Source organism: Streptomyces sp. NL15-2K, from assembly GCF_030551255.1.
Classification (GTDB): Bacteria; Actinomycetota; Actinomycetes; order Streptomycetales; family Streptomycetaceae; genus Streptomyces.
This window is the reverse complement of sequence record NZ_CP130630.1, coordinates 4740072-4762650: the sequence shown is the minus strand read 5'-3', so window position 1 is coordinate 4762650 and position 22579 is coordinate 4740072. Positions and strand designations below refer to the sequence as shown.

22 protein-coding genes and 1 pseudogene are annotated in these 22579 nt (G+C 68.0%); 12 read left to right on the top strand and 11 right to left on the bottom strand.

Annotated features, from left to right (window positions below):
• The first annotated feature begins 78 nt into the window (after positions 1 to 78).
• The 3 genes from Q4V64_RS21125 to Q4V64_RS21115 are packed head-to-tail and all read left to right on the top strand — an operon-like array spanning position 79 to position 3480.
• Complete coding sequence (locus Q4V64_RS21125; RefSeq protein WP_124441572.1) at positions 79 to 2307, top strand: glycoside hydrolase domain-containing protein; 2229 nt, start codon at positions 79 to 81, stop codon at positions 2305 to 2307.
• 35 nt (positions 2308 to 2342) lie between these two features.
• Positions 2343 to 2720 (top strand): hypothetical protein, encoded by a 378-nt coding sequence (locus Q4V64_RS21120; RefSeq protein WP_124441573.1) that lies wholly within the window; start codon positions 2343 to 2345, stop codon positions 2718 to 2720.
• 19 nt (positions 2721 to 2739) lie between these two features.
• Entirely contained in the window at positions 2740 to 3480 is a 741-nt protein-coding gene (locus Q4V64_RS21115; protein ID WP_124441574.1) for a hypothetical protein, read from the top strand.
• 343 nt (positions 3481 to 3823) lie between these two features.
• Here the strand turns inward: Q4V64_RS21115 and Q4V64_RS21110 are convergent.
• The 3 genes and pseudogenes from Q4V64_RS21110 to Q4V64_RS21100 all read right to left on the bottom strand — a co-directional run.
• A pseudogene (locus Q4V64_RS21110) lies at positions 3824 to 4294 on the bottom strand (transposase); the annotation flags it as partial.
• A gap of 472 nt (positions 4295 to 4766) precedes the next feature.
• Complete coding sequence (locus tag Q4V64_RS21105) at positions 4767 to 4997, bottom strand: DUF397 domain-containing protein (protein ID WP_124441575.1); 231 nt, start codon at positions 4995 to 4997, stop codon at positions 4767 to 4769.
• Complete coding sequence (locus tag Q4V64_RS21100) at positions 4994 to 5866, bottom strand: helix-turn-helix transcriptional regulator (protein ID WP_253267099.1); 873 nt, start codon at positions 5864 to 5866, stop codon at positions 4994 to 4996. Before Q4V64_RS21100 ends, Q4V64_RS21105 begins: the two co-directional genes overlap by 4 nt.
• A 328-nt stretch (positions 5867 to 6194) precedes the next feature.
• Here Q4V64_RS21100 and Q4V64_RS21095 point away from each other — a divergent pair, with 328 nt between their 5' ends.
• The gene (locus Q4V64_RS21095) at positions 6195 to 6410 is read left to right on the top strand and encodes a hypothetical protein (protein ID WP_124441576.1); all 216 of its coding nucleotides are present in this window, start codon (positions 6195 to 6197) and stop codon (positions 6408 to 6410) included.
• Between the two features lie 323 nt (positions 6411 to 6733).
• Complete coding sequence (locus Q4V64_RS21090; protein ID WP_172629304.1) at positions 6734 to 7195, top strand: ATP-binding protein; 462 nt, start codon at positions 6734 to 6736, stop codon at positions 7193 to 7195.
• Positions 7196 to 7280: 85 nt separating this feature from the next.
• On the opposite strand, the gene Q4V64_RS21085 is transcribed toward Q4V64_RS21090, so the two are convergent.
• Together Q4V64_RS21085 and Q4V64_RS21080 are read right to left on the bottom strand one after the other, a co-directional pair.
• The gene (locus Q4V64_RS21085; protein ID WP_124441578.1) at positions 7281 to 7613 is read right to left on the bottom strand and encodes a hypothetical protein; all 333 of its coding nucleotides are present in this window, start codon (positions 7611 to 7613) and stop codon (positions 7281 to 7283) included.
• Between the two features lie 21 nt (positions 7614 to 7634).
• Positions 7635 to 9314: a sodium:solute symporter family protein gene (locus Q4V64_RS21080; RefSeq protein ID WP_124441579.1), complete on the bottom strand. Its 1680-nt coding sequence runs from the start codon at positions 9312 to 9314 to the stop codon at positions 7635 to 7637.
• A gap of 176 nt (positions 9315 to 9490) precedes the next feature.
• Between Q4V64_RS21080 and galT the strand changes: the two genes are divergently transcribed.
• Genes galT through galK form a run of 3 tightly spaced genes read left to right on the top strand, consistent with a single transcriptional unit; the run spans position 9491 to position 12718 of the window.
• Positions 9491 to 10552: a galactose-1-phosphate uridylyltransferase gene (galT, locus tag Q4V64_RS21075; protein WP_124441580.1), complete on the top strand. Its 1062-nt coding sequence runs from the start codon at positions 9491 to 9493 to the stop codon at positions 10550 to 10552.
• Positions 10549 to 11526 (top strand): UDP-glucose 4-epimerase GalE, encoded by a 978-nt coding sequence (gene galE, locus Q4V64_RS21070; RefSeq protein ID WP_124441581.1) that lies wholly within the window; start codon positions 10549 to 10551, stop codon positions 11524 to 11526. Before galT ends, galE begins: the two co-directional genes overlap by 4 nt.
• A 28-nt stretch (positions 11527 to 11554) precedes the next feature.
• On the top strand, positions 11555 to 12718 hold the full coding sequence (galK, locus tag Q4V64_RS21065) for a galactokinase (protein WP_124441582.1): 1164 nt from the start codon (positions 11555 to 11557) through the stop codon (positions 12716 to 12718).
• Here the strand turns inward: galK and Q4V64_RS21060 are convergent.
• Positions 12711 to 13166, bottom strand: a complete 456-nt coding sequence (locus tag Q4V64_RS21060) for a GNAT family N-acetyltransferase (protein ID WP_124441583.1) — start codon at positions 13164 to 13166, stop codon at positions 12711 to 12713. The two genes, galK and Q4V64_RS21060, sit on opposite strands and share 8 nt — an antisense overlap.
• Positions 13167 to 13434: 268 nt before the next feature.
• On the opposite strand from Q4V64_RS21060, the gene Q4V64_RS21055 reads away from it, so the two are divergent.
• The gene (locus Q4V64_RS21055) at positions 13435 to 14208 is read left to right on the top strand and encodes a response regulator transcription factor (RefSeq protein WP_124441584.1); all 774 of its coding nucleotides are present in this window, start codon (positions 13435 to 13437) and stop codon (positions 14206 to 14208) included.
• A gap of 275 nt (positions 14209 to 14483) precedes the next feature.
• On the opposite strand, the gene tamR is transcribed toward Q4V64_RS21055, so the two are convergent.
• The gene (gene tamR / locus Q4V64_RS21050) at positions 14484 to 14981 is read right to left on the bottom strand and encodes a MarR family transcriptional regulator TamR (RefSeq protein WP_124441585.1); all 498 of its coding nucleotides are present in this window, start codon (positions 14979 to 14981) and stop codon (positions 14484 to 14486) included.
• 117 nt (positions 14982 to 15098) lie between these two features.
• On the opposite strand from tamR, the gene Q4V64_RS21045 reads away from it, so the two are divergent.
• Together Q4V64_RS21045 and Q4V64_RS21040 are read left to right on the top strand one after the other, a co-directional pair.
• Entirely contained in the window at positions 15099 to 15932 is an 834-nt protein-coding gene (locus Q4V64_RS21045) for a trans-aconitate 2-methyltransferase (protein ID WP_124441586.1), read from the top strand.
• Positions 15933 to 16062: 130 nt separating this feature from the next.
• Complete coding sequence (locus Q4V64_RS21040) at positions 16063 to 16236, top strand: CsbD family protein (protein ID WP_124441587.1); 174 nt, start codon at positions 16063 to 16065, stop codon at positions 16234 to 16236.
• Positions 16237 to 16266: 30 nt separating this feature from the next.
• Here the strand turns inward: Q4V64_RS21040 and Q4V64_RS21035 are convergent, their stop codons facing one another.
• Complete coding sequence (locus Q4V64_RS21035) at positions 16267 to 16944, bottom strand: TetR/AcrR family transcriptional regulator (RefSeq protein WP_124441588.1); 678 nt, start codon at positions 16942 to 16944, stop codon at positions 16267 to 16269.
• Complete coding sequence (locus Q4V64_RS21030) at positions 16941 to 17951, bottom strand: fatty acid desaturase (protein ID WP_124441589.1); 1011 nt, start codon at positions 17949 to 17951, stop codon at positions 16941 to 16943. The genes Q4V64_RS21035 and Q4V64_RS21030 overlap by 4 nt, the downstream gene beginning before the upstream one ends.
• Positions 17952 to 18241: 290 nt before the next feature.
• On the opposite strand from Q4V64_RS21030, the gene ppc reads away from it, so the two are divergent.
• Positions 18242 to 20983 (top strand): phosphoenolpyruvate carboxylase, encoded by a 2742-nt coding sequence (ppc, locus tag Q4V64_RS21025; RefSeq protein ID WP_124441590.1) that lies wholly within the window; start codon positions 18242 to 18244, stop codon positions 20981 to 20983.
• A gap of 63 nt (positions 20984 to 21046) precedes the next feature.
• On the opposite strand, the gene Q4V64_RS21020 is transcribed toward ppc, so the two are convergent.
• Both Q4V64_RS21020 and Q4V64_RS21015 read right to left on the bottom strand, forming a co-directional pair.
• On the bottom strand, positions 21047 to 21823 hold the full coding sequence (locus Q4V64_RS21020; protein ID WP_253267100.1) for an LPXTG cell wall anchor domain-containing protein: 777 nt from the start codon (positions 21821 to 21823) through the stop codon (positions 21047 to 21049).
• 136 nt (positions 21824 to 21959) lie between these two features.
• A complete protein-coding gene (locus Q4V64_RS21015) occupies positions 21960 to 22472 on the bottom strand; it encodes a hypothetical protein (RefSeq protein WP_124441592.1) in 513 nt (170 codons plus the stop codon).
• Positions 22473 to 22579: the final 107 nt, after the last annotated feature.

Below are 22579 nucleotides of genomic sequence, written 5' to 3'. Positions count from 1 at the left end.
GTGCGCCCTCTGGCTCGCCCCCTTTTCACCTTCCCTGTCCCTCTTTGAACCGCGTCCACTTGAAGGAGAAACCGCCCCATGGCCGACGAGATGGTTCTCCAGGCACAGAAGTTCGTCAACAAGGTCTATGGCAGCAGAATCGGCATGACCGTCGAGGAGAACGGCAGAACCGGATGGCCGGTAATGTACGCCCTCACCCGAGCCCTCCAGTGGGAACTCGGGGTCAGCGCCTTGTCGAACAACTTCGGCCCCACCACCGTAACCACGCTCCAGTCGAAGCACCCCAAAATCAACGCGTCCACAGCGCCATCCGCCGACTTAGTGCGCATCATCCAGTCAGGTCTGTACTGCAAGGGCTACGATGGTGGTGGCATCGACGGCAAGTACAGCGACCGTGTCGCCTCGTCGATTGCCCAACTCAAGGCAAACATGGGTGTCGACAAGACGTACCCAGGCTCCGACCTGGTGCCGAAGGTGTTCAAAGGCTTGCTCAACATGGACGCCTACGTCACCGTCAACAACGGATCTGAAGCCATCCGATCGATCCAGCAGTGGCTCAACTGGCGATACGTAAACCGCCAGGACTTCTTCATCATCCCGTGCGACGGCCACCACTCTCGCGATGTCGCCAAGTCCCTTCTCTTCGCCATCCAGTACGAGTTGGGAATGGCGGATGGCACAGCCAACGGCAACTTCGGCCCCGGCACGCAGGCCGGCTTGAAGAACCACACCGTTGCCGTCGGCACCACCGGCACGTGGGCAACCCTGTTCACCGCGGCAATGATTCTCAACGGGCGCAACGTTCCGTTCGGCAACTTCACGGGCGACGTGAAGGCCGGCGTCCAAGCGTTTCAGTCGTTCGTGAAGCTCCCCGTCACTGGAATCGGCGACTACCAGACGTGGGCCTCGCTGGTGGTCTCGCACGGCGACCAGTCCCGCAGGGGCGAAGCCTGCGACGGAGTCACGATGATCACTCCGGCGCGGGCGAAGACGCTGAAGGCCGAGGGCATCAAGTACATCGGCCGCTACCTGTACAACCCGGACCCCACCCCCAGCGGGGACCTGAAGCACAAGGAGATCCAGCCGGGAGAACTGAAGACGATCGCCGACAACGGGCTGCGCTGCTTCCCGATCTTCCAGACCTTCGCCGACTCTGCCAAGTACTTCAGTCCGTCCCAGGGAACAGCCGACGCCCGGCTGGCAGTCGCCCAGGCGTCGAAGCACGGCTTCAGGCACGGCACACGGATCTTCTTCGCCGTCGACTACGACACCCAGGATGCGGAGGTCACCGAATTCGTTATCCCCTACTTCCAGTCCATCGCTCGTGAGATGACTTATCTCGACGGCGCGTACCTGGTGGGCGTGTATGGGACCCGAAATGTGTGCTCTCGCGTCTCCGCCGCCGGACACACTTCCGCATCGTTCGTGTCCGACATGTCGTCCGGTTACTCCGGGAATCTCGGCTACTCCATGCCCGCCAACTGGGCGTACGACCAGATCGTCACGCGGACCCTTGGTTCCGGTGACGGAGCAATCGAAGTCGATCACAACATCGCTTCCGGGCGGGACATCGGGCAGAGCAGCTTCGACCCGGCCCCCGCCGGGGTGCCTCTCGATGCCGAGCTTCCCGTGGAGGTGCACGAGGCGCTTCTGACCGAGATCCGTCAGACGATGGTGGGTCTTGGCATCGGGGAGACGTCGTCGAACACCAAGTGGTCGACCAAGGAAAGCCTCGACCTGGTGCTGCACAATGACGCACTGATCACCGGTATGGCCCGTGCATTGAAGATGCGTAAGTCTTTGATCCAGGTTCCCGTGCTCTGGGAGACTCGCCACTATGACACGTTCAAGGACTACACGGGCGATCTCGGTGTGCGTGTCTACCACTCGGGTGTGCAGACGGTGCCGCCCGTCGCCGACAGCTACATCAAGCGGGACTCCAGCACTGGCCCTGGCCAGATCTTCGCCGCTACCGCCATCAATGCGCGCAACCAGGCCATCATGGACGGCGTCCTCGGCGGCGCGACACAGAATCCCAACAGCGACAGCGACGTGTGGGCGATCTGGCAGAAGCTTAACGAGGATCCCGAGTTCAATATCCGACAGGTCGGATATGTGCATCGCTATCATGCTGCCAAGTACGGCGTTGCGCGCCCGAGCCTGCTTTCCTCGCCCGACGACGTGTTGAAGTACCTCAAGTACTACCAGGGTGACAACGCGAACGCTGAGAGCGAGGCTGAGAAGAGGCTCAAGGTGTACGCGATCTTCGAGAAGTACAACGCGATCGCCCGAGGCGACAGCTTGTGACCGGTGCGGGACGGAGTGAGGGCACGTTCCTGGCTGTGGTGCATACCCGGCAGGGGCGTGCAGCGGCCACGATTGCCCTGGCCAGCGTCGTCAATCTGATCCTCGGCTACCTCGGCAACAGCATCGTTGACATGCCCTGGCGCCTCCTGGAGGTATGGGTGCTTCCCGAGCACGGATTGGCGCCTCAGCCGTCCCCGACGGACACCGACGACGGCATGGGGACGGATGTCGCCGCGATCATCTTCTTCACCGTCCCGTACCTGCTGATGTGCGCCTTCGCCAACTACTTGGTCGCCCAGACGGTCAACGTCCATCGCATGTGGTACGCGTTGATCGCATTCGTAGCACTCATCACGCCGGCAGTCGCCTTCAGCGTCGTCCCCTCCCTGTATGCCGAGATCCCTCGGCCTTGAGAGAAAGCCTCCCACTCACATGTCCTTATCACGTCGTGCTGCCCTGAAGCATGCCACCGTGGTTGCAGCCGGTACTGCTGTGGTCACATGGACCGGCCCGCAGGCAATCGCCGCCACTCCTTCGCCGTCCCCCGATCCCGTAGACATCTCCGGCGCCCTGCGCCGTCACAAGGCCGAACAGGAGCGCGTGTACACGGGCAAGCCATCCAAGAACGGATGGGAGATGGAGAAGGTCGCCGACGGCGGCGGCACCATCTGGACCCGTCCCCTCCCCGGCACTGCCCTCGGGGGCGTACAAGTGCGCCTCGGGGATGTGGAGACGGCTCTGGTGCACGTCATCCGCCGCTTCCACTACGAGATCGACGAGCTCAGACGCGACGACCTCATCGGATGGCGCCGTCCCGGCGACGTGCGCAAGGGACTGGCGGAATCTAACCAGGCATCTGGCACGGCGGTGCAGATTCGTCCCGGGTTCTATCCCTCCGGGCAGCGGGGCGGATTCTTCGCGAACCAGGTCGTGGTGATCCGCGACATTCTCGCCGACTGTGAAGGCGTCGTGCGCTGGGGCGGTGATGACCCGAAGCCGGACGAGGCCCTGTTCTACATCGACGTCAAACCGGGCAACGAGCAGCTGACCCAGGTCGCGAACAAGTTCCGCGCCTGGACTGCTACTCCCGGCGTGGGAGCTGGAGCCAGCGCCGACCCGTTCCAGCCGAAGCGTCGCCAGACCGCCGAACGGCTGGCCCGCCGGCAGTCCTGACAAGAAGGGCAGCGAACGGCCTCCCGCGCACTCGAACCGTCCAGCTCATCCGGGGAGAGGGCCATGGCCAAGCCGTCCGCTCTCCGGCCGGCCGGCCGCCGCAGCACCACCCATGGCACTGCGGCGGCCGGCTCGTCGCCGTGGGCCTTCCGTCGTTGACGCTCGTCCGCAGCCGCACCCGGATCCAGCCGGCCTGCAGCATTCCAGGTTGCCCTGTTGAGCAGTCGCTGAAGGCCGTCGGGGGTGCGGTGCCCGGCGTATTCGACGTCGAGGGTGGTCTCGGCCGGACAGTAGGCGAAGTAGTAGGTGATCTCCCCGGGCCAGCTGACGCTGCGGCGGGCTATCACCCAGTCTTCCGGGCGAGGCCGGGCAACAGGTCATGGACTGGGTGGTCGAGGGCCCAGCGGATGACGACTGTGTCGTGGCGGGTGGTGGCCATGACGTGGAAGACGTCTGCCTGCTCCAGCTCGAATCGCCAGCCTTTGCTGAAGCCGTAGGCGGCATCTGCGGTGACCCACCTGAAGCGAATCTTCTCCGCGATCGCCCGGCATTGCCTTGGCCATGGCCACCTTGGTCTCGAGCCGACCGTGTCGTCGATGCCGGCCTGTCGGCACCGCGTACGGTCATCCGTCCACGACGTGGGCTGATACAGGCGGCGGTCGATCAACGTGCGCCTGCGGCCGGTGTCGTAGGCGAGGAACACACCGATCTGGCAGTTCTCGGTGCGTCCGGCGGTGCCGTAGTGCTGCTGCACGCCGGCCGAACGGATGCCTTCCCCTACGAAGCCGGTGTCATCGAGGAGCAGGACGGCTTCGGCGTTCATATATACGTGGCTGCGGAAGCTGTTCAGGAGGCCCTGCTCGTATGCGCCGTGCACCTCGCGCGTACCCAATCGGGACTCCCGTTCGACCGACGAACCCCAAGGTCGGTATGACAACAGCTAATCACTGCGTGAGAGCAGGCGGATCCTTCTCGTGCTGTGTGATCGCTGCGAGGTGCTCGTTCCAGAGCAGGGTCGTCTCTGACCGGCCCTGGATGCTCGTCGTCGCGGGGACCAAAGAAAGATGCTCTCTGGAGCTTCGCGCTCGGTCGAAGATCGAGAGCGTGCGCCATTCGAAGAGGCACCGGCCCTTGTGGTTGGCGCCTTGTTCAACAGCTGAGCTCTTGTCGTCCTCGCAGGGCCGACGGCAGGTCAGCGTACTATAGGCAGCTGTCCCTCCACCACTGTCACCTTGGTCCGCTGACTGGCACCGCGGCGAAGGACGCATGCGTTGGCTTGTCGGCTTCTACGACGGTGAGTTGCCGCGCCAGCCTTTCGCCACCCCCTCGACGAACACGGCGAAGGCGCTGGGCGAGACCGTGAGCGTGGCCCCGTGGAGGATCTTCGAGTCCCGGACAGCCACACGGGTTCGGAGGTCGGCGATCTCCACGCACTCGTTGCCTTCGCCGCCGCTGTGGCTGCTCTTGAACCAGGCCCTGGCCGCCGACTCGGCCAGGGGAGTCGATATGTCGGTCATGAGGACAGCTCCTGTAGTGCTCTGGCAATCAGCCGCGACGAGGCAAGTGTGTCGGCGGCCTGCGAACGAAGGTAGTCGAAGGTCAACTTGTAGGCACTCACGTCCTCTGCATCGTCCAGATACAGTCCGCGACGACGCATCTCGATGTAAACAACCGCCATTGAGTTGAGGGGTTCTCGTTCGTCGTCCCGCCCGAGGATCACGAAATGCCCGGCACCCGCGGCATGCGCTCCCGCGCTGAACGGCAGGACCTGGATGTCGATGTTGGGGCTCTGGGCGACGTCATGAAGGTGCTTGAGCTGCTCAACCATGGTTTCGGTGTCCCCGACTGTCCTACGTAGCACTGCCTCATCGAGGACGACCCACAGATGCAGTGCCGGGTCTCGTTCCAGGATGTCCTGGCGCTTCATCCGCGCTTCCACCATCCGCTCGATCTCCTCGTTCGAGCTGCGCACTTCACGCGCCTGATGGATGGCGCCGGCGTACTCCCTTGTCTGGAGCAGGCCGGGAATGGCGGTGTTCGCGAAGACGTGCTCGTACGCTGCCGCGTGCTCGAAGGACACGAGCGGATCCAGCCACTCAGGCACCGCGCTGTTGCCGACCCACCAGCCGTCGGCCTGTGACTTGGCGATGGCTACGAGGGCTTCACGTTCTTGGGGCGTGGCTTCGCAGGCGTCGGCCAGAGCCTTGACCGTGGCCCATCGGATGCGCGCGCGGTCCTGCCACGCCTCGTACCGACTGACCGTTGTGGTGCTGACCCCCGCGCGGTTGGCCACTTGAGTCTGTGTCAGCCCGCATCGCTCGCGCAGGGAGATCAGGCCTCGTGCGATTTGCATCCGCCCGGCCGGGCCTGTCTGCGTGGCGGTCATGTGCCAGATCCCTCCTGCCACGGAGCGCATCGCTCCGACTGGCTTCCCTCAGCCGACGGCGCTGACTTTATGAGGTGTTCCGGCGTGCCGGACGTGGATTCGAAGCACGTCACCCACATTGGGGAACTTCCTTCACAGGTTCTCTTGTCATGGGATTCCCATGGAAGGCTTCCCGTGAATCCGACAGATGTCAGGAGTTGAGAGCATGACCAGACTCATGGAACGCATGGCCCGTTTGCTGCGGAGAGTCACCTCCGTCAGTTGGTATCGCCGTTCAGGTCAGCCGCCAGCGGAGCGATGTGCTTCCGTCTTGCCGTACGAGCACTTCATGCCGCCCCCTCCTCACATCGCCTCGACGGTCCAGGCTTGGTACGAGCCCATCGACGGCTCCACCACCCTCCTCGTCCGCCCCTACCTCACGGCCCACGAGCGCGAAGAGAAGGCCCGGCTCCAACGGCTACGGCGCGACACCCTGTGGCTCGCCACGTACGGCGTCGATCTCGACACCCGCGACATCCACGCATGGCTGGGAGCGGCGTCATGAGCGAGGAAGTGAATCGTCTACGGCTCCTGCCCTGGACCGGCGCTCACGGCCAGCCCTGCTTGCTTCTCACGGACGGCGACGGCTTCGTCTCCCGGTTTGCCGACCGGGTCGAGGACGTACAACTCGGGCTCGCGGACAGACTGCTTGGCCGAACGCGGGATGTGCTCGCTGAGGGGGCGGCGAAGGTTGGTGAACTCGGCGCGCTGGCAGATCAGTTGGCGGACGCTCTCTCCGACGCGCTGTTTGTCGCCAGATCGCGAGGCGCACGACTCAGGGGACGGCCAACGGCTCTGCCGGGTGGGGCCACGGCGGAAGCTTCGTCCATGGGGAGTGTCCACGGCGTACTGGCGTACCGCCCAGCCGGGCTCCGGGCGTACAGCTTGCTTACCCTCCCCGGCCACGACCTCACCTCCGCACGTGCTGCGCGGCACCATGTGCGTGCCACGGCCCGGTCGTGGGGTCTGCCCGTGGGCGCGGCGGACGACCTGGAGTCGATCACCGCAGAGCTGGTCGCGAACGCCCTGGAGCACAGTGACAGCCGCACCATCACGGTCACGTGTGCCCTCACCGCCGAAGCGGCCGCGATCAGCGTGACCGACGAGGGGGATAGTCGTACTGCAGTGCCACCCCTGCCGTCTCGGCTGCCTGGACCGGATCAGGAACACGGCCGTGGCCTCCTGATCACCGAAGCGCTCGCCGCCCGCTGGGGCACCCGGCAGAGCGGCAACGGCCTGACCGTCTGGGCCGAGGTACTCGCCGACACCTCCAGCGGTGCCGCCCAATGACCCCGGCCGTAAACCGCCGTACAGCAATCAAGTGAGGGAGAGGGCGGCACCCCGTACCCCCGGCCTGCGCCGCCCCGCCCCACCGTCACTTCCCCGGTTCTTCCTCCCCCGCCACAACATCCGGCGGCGGCGGAACCACAGGCCGCAGCTTCAGCCACACCAGGAAGAACACGCCGAGGGCCAGCATCCCCAACCCGGTCCACAGGTTGATGTTCACGCCCTCCGCCTTGTCGAGGTCCGCGTCCGACGCCGTGAAGCCGGCGATCGTGACGATGACGCCGTACACGACGAACAGGCCGCCGATGATGCGCCGGATGTCGAAGAGGCGGGCGGCCGTCGCGGACTTGGTCTGCAGTTCGGAGACCTCTCGCAGGACGTCCTTCTCGGAGTATCCGGAGGGCCCGGAAGGTTCAGACATGGTGTCTCCAATCCTCCCGCGTCAGAACGAGAACGGGATGTAGCAGGCGGCCGCCAGGATCATCGCGCCCCAGCCCAGCAGGGCCGGCTTGCGGTACCAGGCCTCGTCGCCGGGCGCGGGCGGCTCCTCCATGCCGGGGGACGTGGTGCCGTACACCAGGCCCTGGAGTTCCTCGGTCGGTTTGGGGGCCGTGAAGAGGGTTACGGCGATCATGACCACCGCGCCCGCCACGAAGCCCGCGATCGCGGAGACGAAGTTGGCGCCCTGGTCGGAGGGGATGTCGATGATGCCCTGTTTGTAGATCCAGAAGTAGTTCAGCATGGCGGCTGTCGTGCCGGCGAGCAGGCCCCAGAAGCCCGACTTCATCGACGTCCGCTTCCAGAACATGCCGATGATGAAGACCACGAACATCGGGACGTTGAAGAAGGAGAACAGCGTCTGGAGGTAGCTCATGATGTTCGAGAAGGACGACGCCAGGAACGCCGTGCCGATGGAGGCCATGACGCCTATCGCTGTGATCAGGCGGCCGAAGCGTACGTAGTAGTCGTCCTCGCGGTCCTTTACTACGTACTTCGCCCAGATGTCGGTCGTGAACACCGTGTTGAAGGACGAGATGTTGGCCGCCATGCCCGCCATGAAGGCGGCGAGGAGGCCGGTGACCGCGATGCCGAGGACGCCGTTCGGGAGCAGGGCCTCCATCAGGTACGGGATCGCGTCGTTGTACTGGAGGTCCGAGCCGGACGTGCCGATCTTCGGGACCAGGACGGCCGCCACCAGGCCCGGGATCATCACCAGGAAGACGATGAAGATCTTCGGGAAGGCGGCGATGAGGGGGGTGCGCTGGGCCGCCGAGAGGTTCTTCGCCGACAGGGCTCGCTGGACCTCCGCGAAGTTCGTCGTCCAGTAGCCGAAGGAGAGGACGAAGCCGAGGCCGAGCACGATGGTCAGCCAGTTGGCGCCCAGTGGGTTGGCGCTGCCGATGCCCGTGCCGCCCCATGAGGTCATGAAGTCGGCGCCGTGTGTCTTGCTGAGGGAGTCGGACAGGCCGTCCCAGCCGCCGACCTTCTTCAGGCCGAGGACGGAGAGGGGGATGAGCGCCGCCAGGATCACGAAGAACTGCAGGACCTCGTTGTAGATCGCGGAGGAGAGGCCGCCGAGCGTGATGTAGGCGAGGACGAAGGTGCCGGCGACGACGATGGCGACCCATTCCGGCCAGCCGAGCAGCGCTTCGACCACGATCGCGAGGGCGTAGAGGTTGACGCCCGCGATCAGGACGGCGGCGAAGGCGAACAGGATCGAGCTGAGCAGGTGCGCCGCCTTGTCGAAGCGCAGGAGCAGGAACTCCGGGACCGAGCGGACCTTGCTGCCGTAGTAGAACGGCATCATCACCAGGCCCAGGAAGACCATGGCCGGGATGGCGCCGATCCAGTACCAGTGAGTGGTGTAGACGCCGTACTGCGCGCTGTTGGCGGCCATGCCGAGGATCTCGGTGGCGCCCAGGTTGGCGGCGACGAAGGCGAGGCCGGTGACCCAGGCGGGCAGGGAGCGGCCGGAGAGGAAGAAGTCGAGGCTGGTCTTCACCGATCTGCGGGCGGCGAAGCCGATGCCCAGCACGACGACGAAGTAGATGCCGAGGATCGTGTAGTCGAGCCAGTTCGTGGGGAGTCGCAGCTCGGCTGCCAGGTTTGTGGGGGTTTGCATAAGAACTCGCTTCGTTGCGCGAACTGATCCGTGGCGGAACCTACGCCTCAGCGTTCAGTTATTGAACACCCCCGGTGATGCTCTTTGTTGGATTGTGATGTCGACAGTTGAGGTGGCTTGTGTTCTAATGTGTTTGGTTCTGTTTGATGATTGAGTGGCTCGAATAGGAGTCCGCAGTGAAGAAGACCTCGACCCGGCTGGCCGACGGTCGCGAGCTCATCTACTACGACCTGCGGGACGACACCGTGCGGGACGCCGTCGACCGGCGCCCGCTGGAGCGGACCGTGACGACGTCCGAGGTCCGCCGCGATCCCCTGCTCGGCGACTCCGTCGCCATCGCCTCGCACCGGCAGGGGCGTACCTACCATCCGCCGGCCGACGAGTGCCCCCTGTGCCCGTCCCAGGGCGAGCGGCTGAGCGAGATCCCGGACTCCTCGTACGACGCCGTGGTCTTCGAGAACCGTTTCCCCTCCCTCGCCGGCGACTCCGGCCGCTGTGAGGTCGTCTGCTTCACCTCCGACCACAACGCGGCCTTCGCCGACCTGACGGAGGAGCAGGCAGGGCTGGTCCTGGAGGCGTGGACCGACCGGACGTCGGAGTTGTCGCATCTCCCCTCCGTGGAGCAGGTGTTCTGCTTCGAGAACCGCGGCGCCGAGATCGGTGTGACGCTGGGCCATCCGCACGGGCAGATCTACGCCTACCCGTTCACCACGCCGCGCACCGCGCTGATGCTGCGTTCTGTCGCAACTCACAAGGAGGCGACCGGAGGTGAGAACCTCTTCGACGCCGTCCTGGAGCAGGAGCTCGCCGACGAGCGGGTCGTCCTGGAGGGCGAACACTGGGTCGCCTTCGTGCCGTACGCGGCGCACTGGCCGTACGAGGTCCACCTGTACCCGAAGCGTCGCGTGCCCGATCTGCTCGGGCTCGACGAGGACGCGCGCACAGAGTTCCCCAAGGTGTATCTGGAACTCTTGAGGCGCTTCGACCGGATCTTCGGTGAGGGGGAGCCTCCGACGCCTTACATCGCCGCCTGGCACCAGGCGCCGTTCGGGCAGCTGGAGGAGTTCGAGGGTGTCAGCCGTGACGACTTCGCGCTGCACCTCGAGCTTTTCACCATTCGCCGCACCTCCGGCAAGCTGAAGTTCCTCGCGGGTTCCGAATCCGGTATGAACGTGTTCATCAACGACGTGCCGCCGGAACGCGCGGCCGAGCGACTGCGAGAGGTAGCGAGTTCATGAGCGGTAAGTACCTGGTCACCGGTGGCGCGGGCTACGTCGGCAGCGTGGTCGCCCAGCATCTGCTGGAGGCCGGCCACGAGGTCGTCGTACTAGACAACCTGACGACCGGCTTCCGCGAGGGCGTCCCGGCCGGTGCCACCTTCGTCGAGGGTGACATCCGGGACGCCGCCAAATGGCTGGACTCCTCCTTCGACGCCGTCCTGCACTTCGCCGCCTTCTCCCAGGTCGGCGAGTCGGTCGTCAAGCCCGAGAAGTACTGGGACAACAACGTCGGCGGCACGATGACGCTGCTCGCCGCCATGCGCGAGGCGGGCGTGCGCAAGCTGGTCTTCTCCTCCACGGCGGCGACCTACGGCGAGCCGGAGCAGGTGCCGATCGTCGAGACGGCACCCACGAAGCCCACCAACCCGTACGGCGCCTCGAAGCTCGCCGTCGACCACATGATCACCGGCGAGGCGGCGGCCCACGGCCTCGGCGCCGTGTCGCTGCGCTACTTCAACGTGGCGGGCGCGTACGGCACGCAGTCGAATGTCATCGTCGGCGAGCGGCACGACCCCGAGTCGCACCTCATCCCGCTGGTCCTCCAGGTCGCGCAGGGCAAGCGGGACGCCATCTCCGTCTTCGGCGACGACTACCCGACGCCGGACGGCACCTGCGTCCGCGACTACATCCACGTCGCCGACCTGGCCGAGGCCCACCTGCTGGCGCTCAAGGCCGCCCAGCCGGGCGAGCACCTGATCTGCAACCTCGGCAACGGCAACGGCTTCTCCGTCCGCGAGGTCATCGAGACCGTCCGCACGGTCACCGGCCACCCGATCCCCGAGATCGTGGCCCCCCGCCGCGGCGGCGACCCGGCGGTCCTGGTGGCGTCCGCCGACACCGCCCGCGAGAAGCTGGGCTGGAACCCGTCCCGCGCGGACCTCGCGGGGATCGTCGCGGACGCGTGGGACTTCGCGCAGCGACGCGGCAAGTAGAACGTACGAAAGGGTCAGGAGTCAGGGCATGAGCGAGGCTGTGGCAGGGGTTGTCGCCGAGCGGTTCAAGGAGCTGTACGGGGCCGATCCGGAAGGAGTGTGGGCGGCGCCCGGCCGGGTCAACCTGATCGGCGAACACACCGACTACAACGACGGCTTCGTCATGCCGTTCGCGCTGCCGCACATCACGGTCGCGGCGGTGTCCCGGCGCGAGGACGGCGTCCTGCGCCTGCACTCGGCGGACATCGAGGCCGGTGTCGTGGAACTGCGGCTGGAGGACCTGGCCCCGGAGACGGACAGCGACTGGACGGCGTACCCGGCGGGCGTGGTCTGGGCCCTGCGCGAGGCGGGCCACCAGGTCACCGGCGCGGACGTCCACCTCACGTCCACCGTGCCGTCCGGCGCGGGCCTGTCGTCGTCGGCGGCGCTGGAGGTCGTCGTGGCCCTGGCCCTCAACGACCTCTTCGCCCTCGGCCTGAAGGGCTGGCAGCTGGCCCGCCTGTGCCAGCGCGCCGAGAACGTCTACGTCGGCGCCCCCACCGGCATCATGGACCAGACGGCGTCCGCGTGCTGCGAGGCCGGCCACGCCCTGTTCCTCGACACCCGCGACCTGTCCCAGAAGCAGATCCCCTTCGACCTGGCCGCCGAAGGCATGCGCCTGCTGGTCGTCGACACCCAGGTCAAGCACGCCCACAGCGGCGGCGAGTACGGCAAGCGCCGCGCCGGCTGCGAGAAGGGCGCGGCCCTGCTGGGCGTCGACGCGCTCAGGGACGTGCCGTACGACGGGCTGGACGCGGCGCTGGAGCGCCTCGGCGACGAGGAGGAGGTGCGCCGCCTGGTCCGCCACGTCGTCACGGAGGACCACCGGGTGGAGAAGGTCATCTCGCTGCTGGAGTCGGGCGAGACCCGCGCGATCGGGCCGGTCCTGATCGAGGGCCACGTCTCCCTGCGGGACGACTTCCGCATCTCCTGCCCGGAACTGGACCTGGTCGTGGACACCGCGCTGGCCTCCGGCGCCCTCGGCGCCCGCATGACCGGCGGCGGCTTCGGCGGCTCGGCCATCGTCCTGGCGGAGGCGGCCGACGTCGACACGATCACCAAGGCCGTCCAGGAGGCCTTCGCCGCGGCGGAGTTCACCGCCCCGCGGGTGTTCGAGGCGGTGCCTTCGGCAGGGGCGCGCAGGGTCAGCTGAGCCGCTTCGTCAGCGTGTACTCCGTGATTCCCGGCGGATAGTCGGGGATCACGCACACCACCTCGTACCCCTGCCTCTGGTAGAACGACGGCGCCTGGAAGTCCCAGGTCTCCAGGCGTACGGCCGTACAGCCCCGCTCGCGGCGGGCCGCCCGTTCCGCCCGGGCGAGCAGACGGGAGCCGAGGCCCGATCCCCGGTGGCGTTCGTCGACCCACAGGTACGTCACGTGCAGCCAGGTCGCCCAGGTGTGGCCGACCAGGCCGCCGGCCAGGGCGTCGGAGGAGTCCAGGGCCCAGACGTGGAGCGGAAGTTGCCGTTCGCCGGGGGTTCCGCGCAGCGCGCGCAGGACGGGTGAGGCCGCCGTGTTGGTCTCCCGCAGTCGCACACGCAGCAAATCGTGTCGGGCTCTGTCGACTTCTGTCTCCAGACGAAACATGCGGCTCACCATAAACGTCCTGGACAACCAGTTCTGCAAATTACCTTCCGCTCCCGGCCCCCGCCCGTACTCTGATGAACAGCACCGGTGGGGGCCGGTGCTGATCAGGGGGCGAGACAGTCGGGTATGACGCCCGAAGTGGGGGTAGCAGTCCTTGCACGGCGGCGGCCGTGCGGCCTTCGCGCTTCGGGCGTCGTACTCGCGCCGATGTCGTCTCCCGGTGTCGTCCTTCGACGATGGGGTATCCCCTGCTCTTCGAGAGCTCGGGGAAGGGGGTTTCGTGGTTCGCATCCGAGTCCTGGTCGTCGACGACCATCGCATCTTCGCGGAGTCGCTCGCAGCGGCTCTGGCAGCCGAGCCGGACGTCGACGTGTCCGCCGCCGGCAGTGGTCCCGCCGCGCTGCGCAGCCTGGAACGGGCGGCGGCCGAGGGGCGCCGCTTCGACGTGCTGCTCGTCGACGCCGATCTGGGGGGCAACGTGCCGGGCGTACGGCCCGCCGTGCCCGTTCAGGAGGGCAACGAGGACGGGCTGGTCGACGGGATCTCGCTGGTCGCCGGGGTGCGTTCCGGGCAGCCGGCCGTACGGATCGTCGTGCTCGCCGAGAAGGACGATCCCCGGCGGGCAGCGCTCGCCCTGCAGGCCGGTGCCTCCGGGTGGGTCGCCAAGGACTGCTCGCTGTCCCGGCTGCTCACCGTCATCCGAGGGGTGCTGCGCGACGAGACCCATCTGCCGCCCGCCCTGCTCACCGGCGTCCTGCGCGAGCTGACCGCCGCCCGCAAGCACCGCACCGAGAGCGAGCGGCTCGTCGAGTCGCTCACCCCCCGGGAGCGGGAGGTGCTGCGGTGCATGGTGGCCGGGCTGGGGCGCAAGGCCGTGGCCGAGCGCCTGTTCCTCTCACCGCACACCGTTCGCACCCACATGCAGAACGTCCTCGGCAAGCTGGGCGTGCACAGCACCCTGGCCGCCGTCGCCCTGGCACGGCGAGCGGGTGTCGGCCCCGCGGACCTGGGGCCCGCCGGGCGGATCGGGGTGGAGGAAAGCAGCAGTGCCTGATCGGCTCCGGTGAGCCGTTCGGGCACGTGCGCCTGGCGGCCCTAGGGCCTGTGTCGAAAGTGGCGTCGTCCGCCCGAAGGGCGGGCCGGGCGCCCGCCGCGGCAGCGGCTGATGACTGCGTTGGTGCGTGCTCTCGGCGTGCCGGGCGGAAGCCCTCGTACTGGATGTACTTGGGCTTTCGCCCGGTGCGGCGAGTGGGGGCACCTCCCACGCCCTTAAGGCAGTGGGGGAGCGTGCCGGGCGCCGCCCGGCAGGCGCCACTTTCGACACAGGCCCTAACCGGGGATGTTGTCGAACGGCGCGGTCAGCTGGCGCAGCAGTCCCGCCAGCTCGCTCCGCTGGGCGTGGGAGAGTTCCGCCAGGATCGCGCGCTCCTGGTCCAGCAGTCCGGCCAGGGCCTGGTCCGCGCGGTCCCGGCCCACGTCCGTGAGCCGGACCAGCACGCCACGCCGGTCGCTCGGGTCGGGCAGCCGCTCCACCAGGCCCTTCTTGGCCAGCCGGTCGATGCGGTTCGTCATCGTGCCCGAGGTGACCAGGGTCTGCGTGAGCAGTTGCCCCGGCGAGAGCTGATACGGCGTGCCGGCGCGCCTGAGCGCCGTCAGCACGTCGAACTCCCAGGGCTCCAAGCTGTGCTCGGCGAAGGCCAGACGGCGTGCGCGGTCCAGGTGCCGGGCCAGTCTGCTCACCCGGCTGAGCACCTCGAGCGGTTCCACGTCGAGGTCCGGGCGCTCCCGGCGCCACGCTGCGACCAGCCGATCGACCTCGTCCTCCATGACGATCAGTGTAGTGGTTGTGTCGACGTGAAGTCTCTTGACATCAAGACTCTTGACGTCGAGCTTGACTTCGGGTGAGGCTGGCATCGTCGAGAACGGTCACGACCAGGAGGCCCGATGCCCGCCCCCACCTGGGACCCCGCCCAGTACCTGCGCCACACCGACCACCGCGCCCGCCCCTTCACCGACCTCCTCGCCCGCGTCCCCGGCCTGCCCACAGAGCCGCCCGCCGGACCACCCCGCATCGCCGACCTCGGCTGCGGCCCCGGCAACGTCACCACCCTGCTCGCCGAACGCTGGCCCACCGCCCGCATCACCGGGTACGACAACTCGCCCGAGATGCTCACCCGGGCCCAAGCCCACGCGGGGCCCACCCCGGGCGGCGGCCACCTCGACTTCGCCCACGCCGACGCCGTCACCTGGGCGCCCGAGGAGCCGTACGACCTGATCGTCAGCAACGCCACCCTCCAGTGGGTCCCCGGGCACGCCGAGCGGTTCGCGGAGTGGGTCGCCGGCCTGAAGAACGGCGGCACCTTCGCCTTCCAGGTGCCCGGGAACTTCGGCGCCCCCAGCCACCGGCTCATGCGCGAACTCGCCCACTCCGCCCGCTTCAAGAACCGCCTCGCCGACACCCTGCGCCACGACGACGCCGTCCTCGCCCCCGAGGCCTACCTGGAGAAACTGGCCGACCTGGGCTGCACGGCGGACGTGTGGGAGACGACGTACGTCCATCTGCTGCACGGCGAGGACCCGGTACTCGACTGGGTGAAGGGAACCGGCCTGCGCCCCGTCCTCACCGCCCTCGCCGACGACCCCGAGACCCGGGACGAGTTCCTCGCCACCTACCGGTCCGCCCTGCGCGAGGCCTATCCGACCGGCCCGCACGGCACGCCCTTCCCCTTCCGCCGCATCTTCGCCGTCGCCAGTGCCCCGGCAGGCAAGGAGGCGTGATGCTCACCGCCGTCGACCACGTCCAGCTCACCCTGGAGTTCCTGGAGCCGCGCACCCGCGTTTGAACAGCACCATATGGGTCACTCGCTGTGATGACACCGAGATCAAGCCTCGCTGGGAGTGATGGACGGTGGCACGAGAGGCCAAGGGCAAGGCGAAGAAGGAACAGCTCAAGGGCAAGACCAAGGGGACCGCGGGTCGCACGGTCGGCAACGAGAGCATGGCGGCCGAAGGCCAGGCCGAGAAGTCGAAGGGTGACGCACGCCAGGCGAAGGAGAAGATCAAGGACGTCTTCAAACGCTGACGTCCGCAGGGCGCCGGAAGAGCCGACTCGTCAGCTCTTCCGGCGCCCTATCAGTCGCGGCTTCGGCTCCAGCCCGTCCAGCCCGTGCCACGCCAGGTTCACCAGATGCGCCGCCACCTCCGCCTTCTTCGGGCGCCGCACGTCCAGCCACCACTGCCCCGTCAGCGCCACCATGCCGACCAGCGCCTGCGCGTACAGCGGGGCCAGCTTGGGGTCGAAGCCGCGGCGCTTGAACTCGCGGCCCAGGATGTCCTCCACCTGGGTGGCGATGTCGGAGATGAGCGACGCGAAGGAGCCGGTCGACTGGGGGATGGGCGAGTCACGGACCAGAATCCGGAAGCCGTCCGTGTACTCCTCGATGTAGTCCAGCAGAGCGAAGGCGGCCTGCTCGCACAGCTCGCGGGGATGGCCGGCCGTCAGGGAACTGGTCACCATCTCCAGCAGCCGCCGCATCTCCCGGTCCACCACGACCGCGTACAGGCCCTCCTTGCCGCCGAAGTGCTCGTACACCACCGGCTTGGACACCCCGGCCTTCGCCGCGATCTCCTCCACCGACGTGCCCTCGAAACCCTTCGTCGCGAACAGGGTGCGACCGATCTCCAGCAGCTGCTGCCGGCGCTCGGCACCGGTCATCCGGGTGCGACGCACACGCCGCGGCTTGTCATTGCTCGGGGTGCTGCTGGAGTCGGTCGCCACGGCGTCAATCATGCCGCCTCGGCGGCCTCCTTCTCGCGTCGAGAACCGTCCTCACCCGTGTTCCGGCGGGAATCGATACGCGAGCGTGACGGCCAGCGCACGTCGTACGCCCAGCCGAACAACTCGAACCAGCGGATGATCCGCGCCGAGGAGTCCAGCTGACCACGCTCCACACCGTGCCGCGCCGACGTCGGGTCGGCATGGTGCAGGTTGTGCCAGGACTCGCCGCAGGACAGGACCGCCAGCCACCACACGTTGCCCGAACGGTCACGCGACTTGAAGGGACGCTTGCCGACCGCGTGACAGATCGAGTTGATCGACCACGTCACATGGTGGAGCAGAGCCACCCGCACGAGCGACCCCCAGAAGAACGCCGTGAACGCGCCCCACCAGGACATCGTCACCAGACCGCCGATCAGCGCGGGCAGCGCCAGCGACACGACCGTCCACATGATGAACTGCCGCGAGATCGTCCGGATCGCCTTGTCCTTGATCAGATCCGGCGCGTACTTGTCCTGCGGCGTCTGCTCCTCGTCGAACATCCAGCCGATGTGCGCCCACCACAGGCCCTTCATCAACGCCGGGACCGTCTCGCCGAAACGCCACGGCGAATGCGGGTCGCCGTCCGCGTCGGAGAACTTGTGGTGCTTGCGGTGATCGGCCACCCAGCGCACCAGCGGCCCCTCCACCGCCAGCGACCCCATGACCGCCAACGCGATCCTGAGCGGCCGCTTGGCCTTGAAGGAACCGTGCGTGAAGTAGCGGTGGAAGCCGATCGTGATGCCGTGGCAGCCCAGGAAGTAGAAGAACACCAGCAGACCGAGGTCCAGCCAGCTCACACCCCAGCCCCACGCCAGCGGCACCGCCGCCAGCAGCGCGAGGAACGGGACGGTGATGAAGAGCAGCAGGGTGATCTGCTCGATCGAACGCTTCTGCTCGCCGCCCAGGGTGGCGGAGGGAGTGGGGGTGTCGTCGGTGGTCTTCGAAGAGTCTTCGATCACGTCGGAACTCGTGGTCATGCGCGTCCCCTGTGGGGTCTTGGATTGAGACAGATGCCGGGGCCGGGAAAACCGTGCGGTACTTCCTACGGTTCCGTAACCTACGGCATCGTAAGTATGGCAGCGCGGCGTCCGGCGGCAAGAGCCCGAAAGCCTGCGCGTCCGCACGGACACCTATCCTGGAGTCGGTCGGACAGCGCGGTCCGCTCTGATTTCTTCCCGGATGTCCGGTCCCGTATGCGGTGACAGCCGCCCGACCGCCCTCCGGGTTCCCTCCCGGACGAGCTTCAACACTGCAAGGAGCCGCACCTGTGAGCAGTGCCGACGACCTGACAACGAGCACCACGACGACCAGCAGTGCGTTGCGCGCCGACATCAGGCGACTGGGTGACCTCCTCGGCGAAACCCTCGTCCGACAGGAGGGTCCCGAGCTGCTCGAGCTCGTCGAGAAGGTCCGCCGCCTCACCCGCGAGGACGGCGAGGCCGCCGCCGAGCTGCTGCGCGGCACCGAACTGCAGACCGCGGCCAAGCTGGTCCGCGCCTTCTCCACCTACTTCCACCTGGCCAACGTCACCGAACAGGTCCACCGCGGCCGCGAGCTGCGCGCCAAGCGCGCCGCCGAGGGCGGCCTCCTCGCCCGTACGGCCGACCGGCTGAAGGACGCCGACCCCGAGCACCTGCGCCAGACGGTCGCCCACCTCAATGTTCGCCCCGTGTTCACGGCCCACCCCACCGAGGCCGCACGCCGGTCCGTCCTCAACAAGCTCCGGCGCATCGCCGCGCTCCTGGAGCTGCCCGTCATCGAAAGCGACCGCCGCCGCTACGACACCCGCCTGGCCGAGAACATCGACCTCGTCTGGCAGACGGACGAACTGCGCGTCGTACGCCCCGAGCCCGCCGACGAGGCCCGCAACGCCATCTACTACCTGGACGAGCTGCACGCCGGCGCGGTGGGGGACGTGCTGGAGGACCTCACCGCCGAACTGGAGCGGGTCGGCGTCAAGCTCCCCGACCACACCCGCCCCCTCACCTTCGGCACCTGGATCGGCGGCGACCGCGACGGCAACCCCAACGTCACCCCCCAGGTCACCTGGGACGTCCTCATCCTCCAGCACGAGCACGGCATCAACGACGCCCTGGAGATGATCGACGAGCTCCGCGGCTTCCTGTCGAACTCCATCCGCTACACCGGGGCCACCGAGGAACTGCTCGAGTCACTGCAGGCCGACCTCGAGCGACTGCCCGAGATCAGCCCCCGCTACAAGCGCCTCAACGCCGAGGAGCCCTACCGCCTCAAGGCCACCTGCATCCGGCAGAAGCTGGAGAACACCAAGCAGCGCCTCGCCAAGGGCACCCCGCACGACGAGGGCCGCGACTACCTCGGCACCTCCGAGCTGCTCGCCGACCTCACCCTCATCCAGACCTCCCTGCGCGAACACCGCGGCGGCCTCTTCGCCGACGGCCGCATGGACCGCACGATCCGCACCCTCGCCGCCTTCGGCCTCCAGCTCGCCACCATGGACGTACGCGAACACGCCGACGCCCACCACCACGCCCTCGGCCAGCTCTTCGACCGGCTCGGCGAGGAGTCCTGGCGGTACGCCGACATGCCCCGCGAGTACCGGACCAAGCTGCTCGCCAAGGAACTGCGGTCCAGAAGGCCCCTCGCCCCCACCCCGGCACCCGTCGACGCGGCCGGCGAGAAGACCTTCGGCGTCTTCCAGACCGTCAAGCGAGCCCTGGAGGTCTTCGGACCCGAGGTCATCGAGTCGTACATCATCTCGATGTGCCAGGGCGCGGACGACGTGTTCGCCGCCGCCGTCCTCGCCCGCGAGGCCGGCCTCGTCGACCTGCACGCCGGCTGGGCCAAGATCGGCATCGTCCCGCTCCTGGAGACCACCGACGAGCTCAAGGCCGCCGACACGATCCTGGAGGACATGCTCTCCGACCCGTCCTACCGGCGCCTCGTCGCGCTCCGGGGCGACGTCCAGGAGGTCATGCTCGGCTACTCCGACTCCTCGAAGTTCGGCGGCATCACCACCAGCCAGTGGGAGATCCACCGCGCCCAGCGCCGCCTGCGTGACGTCGCCCACCGGTACGGCGTCCGGCTCCGGCTCTTCCACGGCCGCGGCGGCACCGTCGGCCGCGGCGGCGGCCCCTCCCACGACGCGATCCTCGCCCAGCCCTGGGGCACCCTGGAAGGCGAGATCAAGGTCACCGAGCAGGGCGAGGTCATCTCCGACAAGTACCTCGTGCCCTCCCTCGCCCGGGAGAACCTGGAGCTGACGGTCGCCGCCACCCTCCAGGCCTCCGCCCTGCACACCGCCCCCCGCCAGTCCGTGGAGGCACTGGCCCGCTGGGACGCGGCGATGGACGTCGTCAGCGACGCCGCACACTCCGCCTACCGCAGCCTGGTCGAGGACCCCGACCTGCCCGCGTACTTCTTCGCCTCCACACCGGTGGACCAGCTCGCCGACCTCCACCTGGGATCCCGCCCCTCGCGGCGCCCCGATTCCGGCGCCGGTCTGGACGGTCTGCGGGCGATCCCCTGGGTCTTCGGCTGGACCCAGTCGCGGCAGATCGTGCCCGGCTGGTTCGGCGTGGGCTCGGGCCTGAAGGCCCTGCGCGAGGCCGGCCTCGACACCGTCCTCGACGAGATGCACGAGCAGTGGCACTTCTTCCGCAACTTCATCTCCAACGTCGAGATGACCCTCGCCAAGACGGACCTGCGCATCGCCGCCCACTACGTCGACACCCTCGTCCCGGACGACCTCAAGCACGTCTTCGCCACCATCAAGGCCGAGCACGAACTGACCGTGCGCGAGGTACTGCGAGTGACGGGCGAACCGGAACTGCTGGACGCCGCACCGGTCCTCAAGCAGACCTTCACCATCCGCGACGCCTACCTGGACCCGATCTCCTACCTCCAGGTCACCCTGCTCAAGCGCCAGCGCGACGCGGCGGCGGCCGGGGAGCAGCCGGACCCGCTGCTGTCCCGGGCCCTGCTCCTCACCGTCAACGGCGTGGCGGCGGGCCTGCGCAACACCGGCTGATCCCGCACATGAGAATGCCCCCCGTGCTCCGTACGAGCACGGGGGGCACCGTCATGCCGTGGATCAGGCCTTGCGACGACGGAACACCAGGTAGCCGCCCGCGGCCAGCAGCGCCGCCGCAGCCGCCGCCAGCAGACCGACCGGAGCACCGCTGCCGGTCTCCGCGAGATCGCCCCCGCCGCCCTGCCCCGGCGAAGACGACGACGCGACGCTCGCGGACGGCGACGCCCCGCCCGAGACCGCACCCGCCGGCTCCTCCCCGCCAGGCTCCGTGACCGTGTCGCCGGGCTCCGTCACCGTGTCGTCGGGCGACTCCTGCGACGCGCTCGCGGTCGGCTCCACCGAAGCGCCGGGCGTGTCCGTCCCCGGCGTCGTGCCGTCCGCCGCGGGGCAGGTGTGCGAGAGGTTGAACAGCTCCAGATCGCCGCCGCTCACCTCGGCGACGGCGGAGGTCAGCTCCGCCCCCGGAGCCGAGGCCACGTAGGCGTGCTTGTCGGACGGCGGCCCGAAGTCGGTGACCACCTGCTGCCCACCCGGCTCGAAGGTCACCGTCAGCTTGACGAAGTCCGTGGAGTTCCCGGGCAGCACGAAGTGCCAGCCGTCCTGCCCCGCGGGAACACCGGGGCACTGGTCCGAGGACTCCTGCGGGGCCCCGCCGTCATCGGTGGTCGAGGTGCGCGGAAGATCCTGCCGCAGCTGCACGGTGTACGTGTCGTCGGTGGAGGCGAAGGCCGGTGCCGCGGCGCCCGCGACGAGCAGCAGCGAGGCAAGCGGAACAGCGACCGGCAGAGCGGCCGAGGCGGCGGCGACAAAGGCGCCGACGCGGGGAAGGGTTCGCATGTGGCAGTAGTCCATCTTCGAGATCTGAACAGAAGATGTGGAGGGTGTGGCTCAGCATCCACCCACGCCATGACCAGGTCAATCACGAACAGGCAACACTAAGCCCCCCCACAGGACCTGAGAACGCCGAAACCCCTCACATCGTCACGAACACCGCCGTGAGCAGCGCGATCCCCGACCCCGCCATCACCCACGCCACCCGCGTCCGCCGCAACCCGCCCGCCACCACCACCGAGGCGAGCAGCAACGCCCCACCCAGCGGCACCCACGCGTAGAGGATCCCGGCGGGACCGGAACGCACCACGTCATCGCTGCCCGGCTTCACCACAACGCTGTACGTCTGCCCCTTCCGCACGGCGGCCGTGTGCTCGATGACCACGCTCTTCCGGGCCGTGGACCCCGTCGACAACGGCGCGTACGGCCCCGTACAGGTCTCCTCACCGCACCGCGTCACCTCGATCGTGCCGCGCTCCCGCCCCTTGGTGAGCATCACGTGCTGAGCGGTCCCCCAGGACGCCCACACACCGGCGATCAGGATCAGCGCCGCGACCGTCCCCATCGCCGCGATCCGCCCGAACCGCAGCGCGGCGACCGAGGCCTGGCGGGAAGAGGCGGTGGCCTGACGGGGGGAGGTGGCTGTGGCAGGCATGGCGGCGATCCTTGGCCATGGAGTGTCGGAAAGTCAATGCCGACTGGTGAGGGACCGGAGCACGGGGCTTTCAACCTCCTTGCGAAACACGGAAGATGAGAGGACAG

Excerpts from the sequence above, each read along its gene's own strand:
- galE (WP_124441581.1), top strand. The coding sequence starts at position 10,549 with ATGAGCGGTAAGTACCTGGTCACCGGTGGCGCGGGCTACGTCGGCAGC.
- galK (WP_124441582.1), top strand. The coding sequence starts at position 11,555 with ATGAGCGAGGCTGTGGCAGGGGTTGTCGCCGAGCGGTTCAAGGAGCTG.
- Q4V64_RS21035 (WP_124441588.1), bottom strand. The coding sequence starts at position 16,944 with ATGATTGACGCCGTGGCGACCGACTCCAGCAGCACCCCGAGCAATGAC.
- Q4V64_RS21100 (WP_253267099.1), bottom strand. The coding sequence starts at position 5,866 with ATGACCGCCACGCAGACAGGCCCGGCCGGGCGGATGCAAATCGCACGA.
- Q4V64_RS21105 (WP_124441575.1), bottom strand. The coding sequence starts at position 4,997 with ATGACCGACATATCGACTCCCCTGGCCGAGTCGGCGGCCAGGGCCTGG.
- Q4V64_RS21015 (WP_124441592.1), bottom strand. The coding sequence starts at position 22,472 with ATGCCTGCCACAGCCACCTCCCCCCGTCAGGCCACCGCCTCTTCCCGC.
- tamR (WP_124441585.1), bottom strand. The coding sequence starts at position 14,981 with ATGGAGGACGAGGTCGATCGGCTGGTCGCAGCGTGGCGCCGGGAGCGC.
- Q4V64_RS21125 (WP_124441572.1), top strand. The coding sequence starts at position 79 with ATGGCCGACGAGATGGTTCTCCAGGCACAGAAGTTCGTCAACAAGGTC.
- Q4V64_RS21090 (WP_172629304.1), top strand. The coding sequence starts at position 6,734 with ATGGGGAGTGTCCACGGCGTACTGGCGTACCGCCCAGCCGGGCTCCGG.
- Q4V64_RS21085 (WP_124441578.1), bottom strand. The coding sequence starts at position 7,613 with ATGTCTGAACCTTCCGGGCCCTCCGGATACTCCGAGAAGGACGTCCTG.
- Q4V64_RS21115 (WP_124441574.1), top strand. The coding sequence starts at position 2,740 with ATGTCCTTATCACGTCGTGCTGCCCTGAAGCATGCCACCGTGGTTGCA.
- Q4V64_RS21095 (WP_124441576.1), top strand. The coding sequence starts at position 6,195 with ATGCCGCCCCCTCCTCACATCGCCTCGACGGTCCAGGCTTGGTACGAG.
- Q4V64_RS21020 (WP_253267100.1), bottom strand. The coding sequence starts at position 21,823 with ATGCGAACCCTTCCCCGCGTCGGCGCCTTTGTCGCCGCCGCCTCGGCC.
- Q4V64_RS21030 (WP_124441589.1), bottom strand. The coding sequence starts at position 17,951 with ATGACCACGAGTTCCGACGTGATCGAAGACTCTTCGAAGACCACCGAC.
- Q4V64_RS21045 (WP_124441586.1), top strand. The coding sequence starts at position 15,099 with ATGCCCGCCCCCACCTGGGACCCCGCCCAGTACCTGCGCCACACCGAC.
- Q4V64_RS21080 (WP_124441579.1), bottom strand. The coding sequence starts at position 9,314 with ATGCAAACCCCCACAAACCTGGCAGCCGAGCTGCGACTCCCCACGAAC.
- Q4V64_RS21060 (WP_124441583.1), bottom strand. The coding sequence starts at position 13,166 with ATGGTGAGCCGCATGTTTCGTCTGGAGACAGAAGTCGACAGAGCCCGA.